Source organism: Priestia sp. AB (assembly GCF_028369225.1).
Lineage (GTDB): Bacteria > Bacillota > Bacilli > Bacillales > Bacillaceae_H > Priestia > Priestia megaterium.
Genome location: NZ_JAQMYN010000002.1, coordinates 634,945 through 648,749, shown reverse-complemented (window position 1 = coordinate 648,749; position 13,805 = coordinate 634,945). Strand labels below are relative to the sequence as shown.

Annotated in this window: 13 protein-coding genes; 7 read left to right on the top strand and 6 right to left on the bottom strand. The window is 38.8% G+C overall.

What is annotated here, in order from left to right; all coding sequences use genetic code 11:
- Positions 1-17: 17 nt before the first annotated feature.
- Both POF52_RS09500 and POF52_RS09495 read right to left on the bottom strand, forming a co-directional pair.
- Positions 18-1,010 carry a DUF3231 family protein gene (locus POF52_RS09500; protein ID WP_271992124.1) on the bottom strand — a complete coding sequence of 331 codons (993 nt, stop codon included), beginning with the start codon at positions 1,008-1,010 and terminating at the stop codon, positions 18-20.
- A 154-nt stretch (positions 1,011-1,164) separates the two neighbouring features.
- Complete coding sequence (locus tag POF52_RS09495) at positions 1,165-1,680, bottom strand: cupin domain-containing protein (RefSeq protein ID WP_271992122.1); 516 nt, start codon at positions 1,678-1,680, stop codon at positions 1,165-1,167.
- 247 nt (positions 1,681-1,927) lie between these two features.
- On the opposite strand from POF52_RS09495, the gene POF52_RS09490 reads away from it, so the two are divergent.
- From POF52_RS09490 to POF52_RS09470, 5 genes are all read left to right on the top strand, one after another.
- Positions 1,928-2,146, top strand: a complete 219-nt coding sequence (locus POF52_RS09490; RefSeq protein ID WP_176583992.1) for a hypothetical protein — start codon at positions 1,928-1,930, stop codon at positions 2,144-2,146.
- Complete coding sequence (locus tag POF52_RS09485; RefSeq protein WP_271992119.1) at positions 2,143-2,403, top strand: hypothetical protein; 261 nt, start codon at positions 2,143-2,145, stop codon at positions 2,401-2,403. Before POF52_RS09490 ends, POF52_RS09485 begins: the two co-directional genes overlap by 4 nt.
- Before the next feature lie 281 nt (positions 2,404-2,684).
- The gene (locus POF52_RS09480) at positions 2,685-5,216 is read left to right on the top strand and encodes an EAL domain-containing protein (protein ID WP_271992117.1); all 2,532 of its coding nucleotides are present in this window, start codon (positions 2,685-2,687) and stop codon (positions 5,214-5,216) included.
- Between the two features lie 57 nt (positions 5,217-5,273).
- On the top strand, positions 5,274-5,918 hold the full coding sequence (gene folE / locus POF52_RS09475) for a GTP cyclohydrolase I FolE (protein WP_047931724.1): 645 nt from the start codon (positions 5,274-5,276) through the stop codon (positions 5,916-5,918).
- A gap of 48 nt (positions 5,919-5,966) precedes the next feature.
- The gene (locus POF52_RS09470; protein WP_271992112.1) at positions 5,967-6,893 is read left to right on the top strand and encodes an NAD(P)/FAD-dependent oxidoreductase; all 927 of its coding nucleotides are present in this window, start codon (positions 5,967-5,969) and stop codon (positions 6,891-6,893) included.
- 627 nt (positions 6,894-7,520) lie between these two features.
- Here POF52_RS09470 and hag read toward each other — a convergent pair.
- The 4 genes from hag to POF52_RS09450 form a co-directional block, all read right to left on the bottom strand.
- Entirely contained in the window at positions 7,521-8,432 is a 912-nt protein-coding gene (hag, locus tag POF52_RS09465) for a flagellin Hag (RefSeq protein WP_271992110.1), read from the bottom strand.
- Between the two features lie 229 nt (positions 8,433-8,661).
- Positions 8,662-9,303: a pyroglutamyl-peptidase I gene (gene pcp / locus POF52_RS09460; protein ID WP_271992108.1), complete on the bottom strand. Its 642-nt coding sequence runs from the start codon at positions 9,301-9,303 to the stop codon at positions 8,662-8,664.
- 14 nt (positions 9,304-9,317) lie between these two features.
- Positions 9,318-10,283, bottom strand: coding sequence for a DUF979 domain-containing protein (locus tag POF52_RS09455; RefSeq protein WP_176583987.1), 966 nt, complete (start codon positions 10,281-10,283; stop codon positions 9,318-9,320).
- Positions 10,284-10,988 carry a DUF969 domain-containing protein gene (locus POF52_RS09450; protein ID WP_271992104.1) on the bottom strand — a complete coding sequence of 235 codons (705 nt, stop codon included), beginning with the start codon at positions 10,986-10,988 and terminating at the stop codon, positions 10,284-10,286.
- Between the two features lie 375 nt (positions 10,989-11,363).
- On the opposite strand from POF52_RS09450, the gene POF52_RS09445 reads away from it, so the two are divergent.
- Both POF52_RS09445 and POF52_RS09440 read left to right on the top strand, forming a co-directional pair.
- The gene (locus POF52_RS09445) at positions 11,364-12,275 is read left to right on the top strand and encodes a zinc ribbon domain-containing protein (protein ID WP_271992102.1); all 912 of its coding nucleotides are present in this window, start codon (positions 11,364-11,366) and stop codon (positions 12,273-12,275) included.
- A gap of 64 nt (positions 12,276-12,339) precedes the next feature.
- A complete protein-coding gene (locus POF52_RS09440; RefSeq protein ID WP_271992100.1) occupies positions 12,340-13,797 on the top strand; it encodes a zinc ribbon domain-containing protein in 1,458 nt (485 codons plus the stop codon).
- Positions 13,798-13,805 lie beyond the last annotated feature (8 nt).

The following is a 13,805-nucleotide window of genomic DNA, read 5'->3' as shown; positions in this document are numbered from 1 at the left end:
AGCTGCTATGAAAAAACTTACATTTGCTTACGATCGCTTGCTTCAGGCGGCTTTTCAATCCAGCCGTTTTTAATCATCACTTCGCTGCAGCGCCCCGCTACTTTTAAGTCTCGTAAAATACACGCTTCACAGTGCCCGACAATATCAAGCCTCATGCTGGTGGTCATTGCCGTTGCGTAATAAGTAATGGCTACTTTAAACATTGCGCCTGCGTGAAACGTCATCAGCTTTTCTGAAAAAGGCGCGTGCGTAGAGGTTGTGATTTCATTATCCAAAAGCGGAGGCGTATGAAGGTTTTCTTCGTGCATAATGGAAGAATAAAGCTCAATATGCTTGTGGGCCACATCAAGACCGGTCTCCATTACTTTTTTCACATCTTTTCGTTTGCTCACTTGTTTAAAGGCAATCAAAAGCGCTTTAGTTGCCATGCTTTTGCGTAAGTTAAAATAAATATTACCGGCTTCATTTGCGTTTAAAAGACGCTGCTTTCCGACAAAATCAAGAGCGTAAGACAAATCTGTGATCGACTCTTGCTTTTTCGGGGTTAAAAAATAAGGAGCTGGCACATAAAGATTTTTTGCTAAAAGCAAATCGAGCGACCGATTGTAGATTTCCATCGCATCTAAATTACACTGATGATAATAATCTCGAATATCTCGGCGAATCGACACGCTAAACGAAATGCCGTACCCTGACAAGCCATGAATCGTCATGTCGTGAAGATATTTCAGCCAAAACGAGTCTGTAAAAAGCGGAGGTGCGTGCAAGTCCACATCTTCATCTGTAAATCCGTTCGGCAGCGGAAAATGTTCAGCATGAAAAATGGCAGTAAGCAGCTCAATATGCTTTTTTGATAACTCTAGCGAAAAGGCAAACAGCGACCGAATCTCGGCATCCGTTACCGTTGCAAGAACATGTTTCGCTACACAAATCGCCAGCGTATCCTGGTGGTACTGCGCGCATAGACTCGTTATTTCAGTTGAAGTCAAACGCTTGCTTTCTGCGTTCAATTGGCTTTCCTCCTATCTATAAAAATGGTACGTATCTATGAAAAAACAGATAAGTATAGTGTGGACAAGGGTGTGTTAAATTATTCCATAACCAAATCGGAATCAAAATAGAAAAAAGATCTGCCCGGTAAAGAGCAGATCTCTATGTATTGATTTATTTTTTATTCATTTCTTTTTCAATTTCAGGATAGGTAATGCCGTATTTTTTAGAGACGGTAACTAAACTGATAATTTCTTCTTCAGTAGGTGGTCCCACTTGCGGCAGAGGAGCATTTTCGGGAACCGAAGTACCGAGTTCTTTAACGAATGAATCAAAGCCTGCAGGAGAAGCAGTAAGGATAAATTCCGTTTCTTCTGGTCCGGTCACAAAGCGGTGCTGAATACCTTTAGGAGCAAAAACATAATCGCCCGCTTTTGCTTCAATTATTTCTTCTCCTATGTAAAAAATCATTGAGCCGCGCTTTATATAAAACGTTTCGTCTTCATGTTCGTGAAGGTGAAGCGGGGGACCTTGGTTTGCTGGTTTCACTACGTGTGCCACGGCATAAGCTCCGTTTGTGTCTTCACCTGATACAAGAAGCGTTACTTTTTCATCAAGAAAATGAAATGTGTTTTGATCGTGTGGTGTACGGTGAAAAGCGTTTGTTAGCTGATTATGAGTTGCTGTCATCCTTTTATCTCCTTAAAAAACATATTTTGAGATTATTGTATACTAATATGGACGTTTTGTGTGCGGAATAATAGTTAAAAAGAATTATTTATTTACATTTATTATCTTTTTTTAGTTCTATTGTTGTTGGTCGTGGATTTTTCATGAAATTTCCTTTATTTATTTTCCAAAACTACCCAATATGCTAACATAAAGATAGAACCCCTAAATGGACAAGTGATGTATGAGATGTAAAAGGAGAGTTTCGATGAAGTTTTTTAAGGATGCTTCTAAACGTGAGCATCAAAATTGGAATAAAGCTGTGTCGGCAGATTTTTATATACTTTTATTGTTGCTGTTTGTGAACGTAATAATGTACTCCTATAATGGTGCTGAGTTAGTATCGTCGCTCTCGATGTTTTGGACAGGAATTATTGTGACGTTTGGCTATCAGTTTATTTTAAATCGAAAAAGTGAGGAAAAATGAAAAAACAGCCTTGGTACCGTTCAGAAAAATTTCTGATGCTTCTGTGTTTTTTTGCGCCACCCATTGGTTATGTGGCGGTGATCGTGAATAAGAAAAAGCTAAGCCGAGAACAGTGGCTGAGTAACTTAACAGTAGCGACTATTATAATGTCCATATGGCTGCTGAAGTTTTTACCGCATCAGTGGGGAACGATTATTTTACTAACGGGAGTGGGAATCTATTGGTATCATCGAATGTTGAAGAAGTTTAAGGAGTAGCAGCAGGGATAAAGAAAGTTAAATTTTACGCATTGATATTTTGAAAAAAGAAGTTAAAATATTATAGTAATACAAATTTGTTCTACCCATGTAAATAAAAGTATTTATTGAATATGTTTTATGATTAGTTAAGAATAGAGCCAACCAAAGCGGTTGGTTTTTTGTATGAGTTCATTCTTTTTTTTGTGGAAATTGAAGAATAGTATCCGATGTAAAGCTAGAGCATATAGGCAGGTGTTAAAACTGTCGGATCCGTTCTTTAAACAGGAGGCAGCCAACTAGTGTCGATAAAGAAAAAGTTATCCGTATTCTTTACTTTGCTGGTATTGTGTATTCTACTAGCGAATAATACCTTGCACTACATTCGATCAAAAAATAGATTAATAGAATTTAACAAAAAAGAAATCACGCTGGTAACAGAGGAAATTGCGTACGAAGTCGAAAACTCAAAAAATAGTGCTTCCTATATGGAAAATCGAATGGCACAAGAATTAAGAACGGCTTCGATTGCGATTCAGGATTCTTTGCCTGCTGATTACCATGACGTCAGCAATGACCAGTTAAAGCGACTGGCTAAAAAACTGATGATATCTCACATTACATTATTAGCTCCTGCGGGAGATGATATTATAGGCGTAAAATCTTCTGATCCTAAGGAAATCAATATGTCTACAAAAGAGTGGGGCTATTGGTATACATCTTTTCGGCAGCTGCTTTCTCAGCAGACGATTACTACCAAAAAAGGAGTGACTCTACCTCACTTTTGGAGCGGTCCGATTGAAGTAGCCTCCAGCAACCCTAATCACATTGACAAGTGGGGCTATTATTACGACGGGTCTACTAATTATATTATTGATCCTTATTTCCGTGATCGGCACGTACTGGATTTTGAAAAAAGGTTCGGTCCTACGAACGTGATGAACCGCTTCACAGAAAATCTGGAAGGCGTTCTTGAACTAACCGTTTTTAACCCCAAAAATTTTGGGAAAAGAAATCAAAACGTATACTTAAACGGCAATAAATATATTAAAATAAAAGATCAGCCGATTTGGTACGGAACATACACGTACCGAAATACCGAACGGGATAAAAAATCCATACAAGAGGTCTTAAAAACGGGAAAATCACAAAGCTATCTTGCTGAAATTAACCATAAAAAAGTATTAAAGACATTGGTACCGATTAAAGAAAAAAACACTCCAGCTTATGTAATAGGCGTAGTGTATGACTACGGACTTATTGAAAAAGAACTGCAGCAAGAATTAATTAAACATTTATTATTGTCTCTTCCGTTTATCTTTATTGTCCTTATTATAAGCTTTATCTTCTCTACATCCATTACGCGGCCGATTAAACATATTATGGAGCACGTGAACCAAATCGCTAAAGGTAATTTCGGCAAGGTGCTGAATACAAGAAGAAAAGATGAGCTGGGAGGACTTGTAGCAAACATCAATCACCTTTCTCACTTTTTAAAAACATATGTAGACGATTTAAAGAAAAGTCAGGAAGAAAGTGAGTATCATGCCTACCACGACTTTTTGACAGGATTGCCAAACAGAAGATATTTTAAAGAAGAATTAAACAGGCGCTTAATTGAGTCGAAGGAAAAGTCCATTCGTCACGTAGCCGTGTTATTTATGGATATAGACCGGTTTAAAGATATTAATGATACGCTAGGGCATTCAAAAGGAGATCAGCTTATACAGCTGATAGCCAACCGTATTAAAGAGTGTCTGCCTCCTGCTAACAATTTTCTTACAAGGCAAGGAGGAGACGAGTTTGTTATTTTATTCAGCGATTTTACACCGGAAGAAGTTGAAGGTATTACCGAGAAGATCATGGCGTATGTTCAACAGCCCTGCTACATTGACAATGATGAAGTTTTCGTCAGTATCAGCAGCGGGTTAAGCTTTTATCCGGAGCACTCTACGAATTTGGACACGCTTATTACGTATGCAGATGTCGCCATGTATGCTTCAAAAAGACAAGGCGGCAGCAAAGTAAGTATTTATCATGATTCGTTAAATCAAAAACAAGCTGAAAAAGTTCACATCGAAACGCGCTTGCGAAAAGCAATTCAAAAAGGGGACATTGACGTTTACTATCAGCCGAAAATAGAAGCGCATCGCAATGTAATCACCGGCGTAGAAGCATTAGTTCGCTGGAATGACGCAGAGCTTGGATTTGTTTCTCCAGAAGCGTTTATCCCTATAGCAGAAGAAGCTGGTTTGATTCAATACTTATGGGAAGTTGTGATGAAGAAAGCTTGTTCTCAAGTCAGCGAATGGAATAAGGTCTCAGACGAAAAAATGACACTGGCGGTCAATTTTTCCCCGCGGCAATTTCAAGATCCGGTTGTTTTGGTTAATGAAATTAAACACTTTCTTTCGCTGCATAGATTTGATCCCGCTTGGTTTGAAATGGAAATTACAGAAAGTACACTGCTTATGAACGCGGAAGAAACGATTAAAGCTTTACATCTGTTAAAGAAATATGGTATATCAATTTCTATCGATGATTTTGGAACCGGATATTCTTCGTTGAGTTATTTAAAAAAATTACCAATCGATTGTTTGAAAATCGACCGGTCTTTTATCCAGGATATTCAAGAAGATTACAGCAACAGTGAAATTGCCCAGGCGATTATCAGCTTATCTCAAAGCTTAAAGCTGGAGGTAATCGCAGAAGGTGTAGAAGAAGAATATCAAAAAGCGTTTTTAATGGAAAATGGCTGTAATCACATGCAGGGATACTTGTTTAGCAAGCCTCTTGCTGCAGAAGATTTTGAAGAAGCGTTTTTAAATAGCTGAAGCAAAACCATCATTTAAAAATAAACTTACTAAGAAAAGGGAAGAGGACATAAAAAGATGGCACTAAGTACACAAAATTTAATTGCTCAAAAATTTTTAGAAACACTAGGCACGAATTCAACTGAAATAGATAAAAAAATAGGTCAAGCTGACACATTTATGAATGCGGTGAAAGAGCTGATTGATTTATGCGGAGATAATCCGGAAAGAGACGGCCTTGAAGAGACGCCGTACCGCGTGCTAAAGGCGTTTTTAGAATATACGGAAGGCTACCGAGAAGATCCGAAAGCTCATTTGGAAAAAACATTTGATGTGAATCACAATGAATTGGTGTTAATACGAGACATTGAATTTCACTCAATGTGTGAACATCACTTTGCGCCGTTCTTTGGCGTTGCCCACGTTGGGTATATACCGGATAAAAAAATCACAGGTCTATCTAAAATTGCTCGTACGGTAGAAGGATATGCAAAAAGATTTCAAGTTCAAGAACGTCTAACAAATGAAATTGCAGATGCAATCGAAGAAGTGTTAGAGCCGAAAGGAGTCATGGTGATTATTGAAGCAAAGCATATGTGCATGTGCGGAAGAGGAATTAAAAAATCTTCAGCTTCTACAGCCACTTCATCTGTTCGAGGAATGTTTATGGAAAAACCAGAGGTTCGAGGAGAATTTTTATCTCTTTTACAGCGACAAATGTAAAGAAACAAAAAGCCATATAAGCTGAGAAGCAGAAGCGAGGTGAGCTGTATGCAACACGTTGACGTACTGATTATTGGCGGAGGGCCCGCTGGTATCTCTGCTGCCGTGTGGTGTAAGAGGCTAGGCGTTGAGTGCTTGCTTCTTGAAGAGCAGGCACAGTTAGGCGGACAGCTGTTTACGATTTATAATGAGATTATTGATTATCCCGGAATACAAGCGGAAAATGGCATCGAAATGCAGCGTAAAATGGTTCAGCATTTTATCGATATGGACTGCTTATATGAAGCGAATACAAAAGTAATTTCCATTGACGAATGTTCTAAAACAGTAAAAGTAAAGCAGCAAGAAACAGAAAAAGAAATTGGCTATACGTATCTTATTTTAGCAACGGGTTCTAGTCAGCGAAAGCTCGGAGTGCCGGGTGAGCAGCAAATGATTGACCGAGGAGAAGTATATTCTGCTTCAGCAGACGGAGAACGGTTAAAAGGTAAAAGGGTTGCTCTCATTGGCGGGGGAGACCGGGCGTTTGAAGGAGCACATCTTTTAGCATCAAAAGCAAAAGAAGTATATCTGATTCATCGTTCTACGCATTTTAAAGCAAGAGAGCAATACGTTGAAAAAGTTCTTTCCGACCCCGGTGTTAAAGTGATGACAGATACAGAAGTGACGGCTATCCACGGGAAAAATCACGTCACATCGATCGATTTAAAAAGTAAAAACAGTGAATGTAAGAACCTATCAGTAGACGCAGTGCTGATTAGACTAGGCGTAGCGCCCAATGTTGAACTTATTAAAGAAAAAGTCACCACTACACAAAGCGGGCTCATCGTCATCAATGAAGTGCATCAAAGCAGCAACCCATCTATTTACGCAATCGGAGACGCCTGCACGACTCCTTTGTTTTCTAGTATCAGCTCTTCAGCCGGTCAAGGAGCGATTGTAGCCAAGCATTTATCAAGTCTCTTAAATATGTAATGTTTTGTTAAATATATCTAACAAAGTATTTTGTATAAAAAACAAACAATATACATAAAAAAGCATCTATCCTCAGCGATAGATGCTTTTTAGCTTGCACAGTAAAATAAACATAAGAGAAACACGTTCACCGGCATACAAATGGTTTGAAAAAAAGCCATGTAGCTTTTGGGGTCGGATCTTCGCTTTTTGATGAGAATATATTCTTTCGAAACATCCTTGTAAAAAGCGGTGAGAAAAAAGTAAAATAGTCAGTATCTGAAAAGAGCCTCTAGAAAATAAATGAAGTTTTTTTATGTTATTCACTGTATTCCTCCTTTTTGTTTTTTATTTTACCAATTAAAAAGAAGTAAAGGAGGAATATTTTTATCTTTGATTCGAAAGTTTCTCGTTTCGTTAAATTAGGAAGAGAAGTAAGTGTAAAGTTACCTGAAATCTATTATTTTATCCAAGATGGCTGCTATGATACTTTTGGGAACAATACTATCTAGTACAACAGTTAAAGTAACAGAATTTCTTATAAGAGATCAACTTAGCTAGATTGTATTGAATTAGTAAAGAAGCTTTATTTTAGCCTGAGGAAAAGTAAAAAAGAGCCTCTGTGTAGAGACTCTCTTAAAATACCAATTAACGTAATAATTGAAGTACTTGCTGCGGTTGTTGGTTAGCTTGAGACAACATTGCTTGAGAGGCTTGAGCAAGAATTGAGTTTTTAGTTTGCTCCATCATCTCTTTCGCCATATCAACATCCCTTACACGTGACTCAGCTGCCGTTAAGTTTTCAGATGATGTATTTAAGTTATTGATAGAGTGATCTAAACGATTTTGGTGAGCTCCTAAGTTAGATCGTTCAGCAGATACTTTTTCAATTGCCGATTCAATAGCTGTAATAGCTGTGCTTGCGCTTGCTTTACTAGAAACGTTAATACCGTCATTTGTTACAGCTTTAGCAGTATCCGCCGTTCCTGCAGCTACAGCGTTAGATGCGTCAGTACCAGCAACTCCTAGGCTAACAGCATCCATCGCTTTAATATCAAGGTTGATAGATTGCCCAGCATTGGCACCGATTTGGAATGTCATTGAATCAGCATCTGTGACGTTTGTTGTATTAGATGAATCAACTGCACCTGTAAGAAGTTTTTTAGTATTGAATTCAGTATCGTTAGCAATTCGTGTAACTTCTTTAGCAAGTTGGTTTACTTCTTTTTGGATTTCTCCACGATCAGCATCTGTGTTGCTGTCGTTTGAAGACTGAACAGCTAATTCACGCATACGTTGTAAAATATCGTGAGTTTCACCTAAAGCACCTTCAGCTGTTTGAATAACTGAGATACCATCTTGGGCGTTACGTGCAGCCTGATCTAATCCACGCACTTGACCACGCATTTTTTCAGAGATTGCTAGACCAGCAGCGTCATCAGACGCACTGTTAATACGTAAACCAGAAGATAATTTCTCCATAGATTTTGCTTGTGCATTATTGGCTGTGTTGTACTGGCGGTACGTGTTTAAAGCTGTAATGTTGTGATTAATTCTCATTTTCCTTACCTCCATATAATAGTTTTACTTCTCGGTTTACATCCTTGTATGCAAGAAGTGTCCCGTCTTTAGGCGGGATAAAAGTAATCGAACATCTTTTGAAAATATGTTCATACTATATATCGACTGAGAGGTGAGGTTGTTTACACTTTCCATTAATTTATTAAATAAAAAATTTGTGCGTATATAAAAAGAAAAACCAGTTCTCTATATGAACTGGTCTTTAGCATTAATGAGTAGCGCCGCCTGAAACTAAAATATCATCTTCAGTTACAATTGTGGTCTTTACAATAGAAAGCAACCCCTGCACAATCAAATCTAGCGACATACTCGCTTTCCCTGGATGATTTACAGCTTGTTCGGGAAGATAAGGAATATGAACAAATCCGCCTTTAATCGAGCAGTTTTGAATCATGTTCATGAGCCCGTAAAATACGTGGTTGCAGACAAATGTCCCAGCAGTTTGAGAGACGCTGCTTGGAATGCCTGATTGGCGCATAGTTTCGACAGCTGCTTTGATAGGCAGTGTCGAAAAGTATGCGGCAGGGCCGTTTTCGATAATAGGGCGATCAATGGGCTGCTGGCCGATGTTGTCAGGAATTCGCGCATCGTCTACGTTAATGGCCACGCGTTCTACTGTAATGCCTTCTCGTCCGCCTGCTTGTCCAACGCAAATGACGATTGAAGGGCTAATTTCTTCTATATACGTATGAAGCTTTGCGATTGATTCGCCAAATACAGTAGGAAGAGGTTTAGCAATAATGTGATAGTCTTCAACAGCTACACCATCTAAAGCTTTTACCGCTTCTAAAGACGGGTTAATGCGTTCACCTTCAAATGGTTCAAAACCGGTTAGTAATACAGTTGTCATTCTAGTCGTCTCCTTTAAAAATGGTATACAAGGTAGTACATCAATAATGTATTAACAACAAAAACGGATAGCGCAATCGGAACTTGTGCTTTAATGACGGCGTTTTTGTCTTTTAATTCAAGCAGCATAGCAGGTACGATATTAAAGTTCGCTGCCATTGGCGTAAGAAGCGTGCCACAGTAGCCAGCAAACATGCCAAGTGCTGCCATAATCGCTGGATTCCCTCCGTGCATGTGTACAATTAAGGGAAGGCCAATACCTCCAGTAATAACGGCAAACGCAGCAAATGCATTTCCCATGACGATTGTAAACAGCAGCATCCCCAAGCAGTAAGCAAGCACAGCAACAAATGCATAGTTAGTCGGAAGAATATCACTTACAATATCCGAGACGACTGTTCCAACGCCTGATTTTGAAAAAATGCCGCCAAGCGCTGCGAGCATTTGCGGTAAAATAACTGCCCAGCCAACTGCTTGAAGCAAGCGGCTTCCTTCTTTAACAGGTACGTCCATTTTTGCTTTGGTGACGCCCATTGAAGCGATAAACGCAATCACAGCTGCGATTGCCAGTGAAATTAACGTAACTTTTTCTGGATCAATTAACGCCCAGTTCCCAAACTTAATTTTGCCAAAAAGAAGAGTGCCAATAATCGTAAAAATAGGAATAAATAAAGCCGGTAAAAAGATTTTGTTTTTTAATCTTTGGGCGTGAGCCACACGTTCTTCAGCCGGTGTTTCGGCTTCATTGGATTTAGTCACGCGGTTAAATGAAGCAAGCAGAACCATAATAATCACTAAGCACCCTACATAAAAAGGCGGAATGACGTTGCCAAATAAAAACGTAATGGAAAACAGCGCCCAGAATAGAGAAGATCCTAAACGATTAGGATGGTTGTGATCACGTGCGATCCGAATCGCGATAAAAGCGACAATAATACCGAGTAAGTAGTAAATCGTATCAAGCGTCAGGATGCTTTTCATTTAACTCGCCTCCGTCTTTGAAGATGATGTTGGTTTATGCTTCGCCATTTTTTTATGAATACGTCGGTCTAACTGACGGAAACGAATGGCGCTGATCAGCAGTGCTGAGATAGCCGTTGGAATACCCCAAAGTGCCATATCCCAGACGTCCACGTGAATGCCTACAGAGTCAAAGAACCCTTTCATTAAGAGAATTCCACCCGTTGCGATAAAGATATCTTCTCCGAAAAACCAGCCTGTATTTTCAGCTGCCGCTGCGTGAGCGCGGATATCTTCTTTTACTTTGGGCGGAAGCTCTCCGTATTTGGCGCGAGCTGCGCCTTCAGACATAGGTGCCACTAACGGACGCACGGATTGAGCGTGTCCTCCGATATTTAAGCCGACTGCGGCTGAAATTTCACGAATAAAAAGATATATAAGTAAAACATTTCCAGAAGAAGCGTTTTTAGCTTTTTTGATCAGCACTTCCGCTTGTTCTTTCAGCCCGTATTTTTCTAATACGCCGAATATAGGAAGAGTAAGTAAAATAGCCATAGACATATAGCGGTTATCTACAAAGAACTGGCCGAACATCGTAATTACTTCATGCAGTGACAAGCCTGATACAAGGCCCGTCACGATGCCTGCAACAGTTACCACAAGCAGCGTGTTTAAACGAAATAAAAATCCCACTGCCACTAGCAAAACCCCAATTAATTTCAACATAAAAAATCCCCCTCCAGTATGTATAGACCGTGCTGCAAAGTCACCTCCATTGTTTTTCTAAAAAAGCAAAGATGTTTTGAGTATAAACAATTCTGAAAATTAAAACAAGACAGTTAAGACGTAAAATAGTTTTATTAGTGAACTAAAAGCATAAAAGGAAGGTTGATATACAACTTGCATGTAGAAATAAAAGAAAGAATTCGGCGAAGAAGTTTGGGTAGAAATTTTTTAAGCTGATCTGCTGAAAACACCTCTCCTAAAATACCAGAAATGGTGTATAATTCTAAAAGATGTGAGTATAGAATTATATAGATTACACCTAGGTAAATCTATATAACTATATTTTAAACAATATATTGAAGGAGGAAGGAGCATTTGAATTGTTCAAATTGCGGCCATTTTAATGATGGCGGAAAGTTTTGCGTGAAATGCGGTCATAAATTACAAGAAGAGGCAGCTGCAAGCCAGACGGCAGCAGCATCTGAATATCAGCCTCAACCTCAGCCGCAAGCAGCGTATGCGCCTCAACAACCTAATCAGCGTGTTCGTCAGGCGAAAAAAGTGTCAAAATCATTTTTTAGTTATTTTGCAGAAGGGATTAAAAATCCAACAGCTACAGCGCAAGCAGCAGGCGAAAGCCAATTTGTTAATGCTCTTATTACAGTCATTCTTTATGCTCTTAGTATACCTATTATGCTGTATGTAGGCTGGAAGCTATTATTGATTCAATTTGTTCGAAGCATGTTCAAGCTTCCTATTATCAGTGAAGAGCTGGCGCCATCCGACATGGAGGATTTTAATACAGGCGTTGATTTGATAAAAGCCACAGATATTAACAGCATCATTCACTTTAATTTTACAGATTTCGTCTTTAAACAAGGGATTCTCATTTTTATTGGACTTGCGGTTATTATTGGAGCAACATATGTTGCAGCAAAGTTTGGAAAAGTAGACGTTTCCTTTAAAGAATTTTTCTCGCGCTTTGGCACGTTTTTAATTATTCCAACAGCTCTGCTTTTAATTGGGCTTGTGCTGGCATTTCTACATGTGGAATACTTTTCTTATTTTATGAATTTTGGTTTGTTGAGTATTTTCCTTGTGGTTCCATTTACGATTGCTAGCTTCAAGCAAAGCGGATCAGGCGGACTAGATCGTATCTACAGCACTCTTATTGTGTATGTAGTAATTACGATTGTGCTGACGTTCATTGCGAATGGCTTAGGAGAAGAAGCCAAAACCATTATTACAAGAATGGGGAACAGCACTGAATTGAATGATCTATTTTAAGTCGACAGAGAGCATCGTGTACAGCGATGCTTTTTCAAACCATTATAAAAAAGGAGTGTAGAAATTGAGCTATTGTAGAGAGTGTGGACATCAGTTAACAAATGAGCATGAATTTTGTCCAGAGTGTGGACATCCTGTTGAAAGAAAGGAGGCTTCTAGTCAAGGAGAACAATCACAGCGTTACGTAGAATCTGCATCACCGTCAAGAGAAGAGGGCAGAGGCTCGGTAAAGCCTTCAAATAAAAGAACAAAGGTTATAACAATTTCAGTGATAGCAGCAGCTGCTATACTTGGCGGCGCTTATTACGGAATCGATAAAACAATGATGGCGCCCAAAGCCGTGTCAGAAAAATTCATTGCTTCAGTAAAGGGCAATGATGTTGATAAAGTAAAACAATATGTAAATGATGGTCAAATTCAATTAGAAGCCAACGATGAGCAAACCAAATCATTTATTACATATTTGCACGAAAATCCCGATGTGATGAAATCAATCTCTGAAGGGTTAGTGGCAGACAGCAGAGCGCTTGAAGCAGGAGTCCCAAGCGAAGATCACTCTTCATACGCTAAGCTAGAACAAGACGGAAAGAAATGGGGAATCTTTGATCATTACACGGTACAAGTAAACCCTGTATATGCAAAAGTTCAGTCTACAGAAGATGCGACAGCGGTATATATTGACGGGAAAAAAGCTGGAACAGTAAGCAGTGATTCCTCTAAAAAGATTGGTCCATTTTCACCTGGTACGCACACGGTAAAAGGTGAAGTTCAAAATGATTATGGAAAAGTTGAAAGTGAGCAAGAGATTGAAGCCGCCAACGGAGAAGATGTGAACGTGGAGTTTGATTGGTCAGATCATGCGGTATACGTTTCTTCAGATTATGATGACGCGACGCTGTTCGTTAATGGCAAAGACACAAAAACAGAAATTGGTGATATTGATTATCTAGGTCCACTGCCAATGGATGGTTCAGTAAAAGTATATGCAAAACGTAAATTTGATTCTGGAGAAAAGAAAACGGAAGAAGTATCAATCAAAAAAGGAATAGACGATATTGCGCTTAATTTTGACGAAGAAAATACGGCAGAAGCATCAGCTCCTTCTAAGGAAGAACAGTCGGATGACCAAGATTCAAAAGCTGATTCTGGAGTATCTACTAGCGAAGTGTCTAGTTTTATTGAACAATATATGTACGCTACAATTTCATCAATTAATAGCGGAGACTTCTCTATTGCAGAGCCGTATATCGATTCTAACGGACCAAAATACAAAGAACAAAAAGAGTATACAGCTTACCTAATTAAAAAAGGAATAACAGAAGATTTATTAAGCTTTAACGTAAATAGAGTAACAAAACTTGATGATTCGATGTATAAAGTATATACAACAGAACAGTATGATATTTCGTACGGAGACGGATCTGTTAAATACAAAAAATTTAACAGTATTCATAAAGTAAAAGAGTTATCTGATGGAAGTCTAGGAGTTTATCAGCTTATTAGTTCAACTGAAGTAAAGTAAAAGCTGCT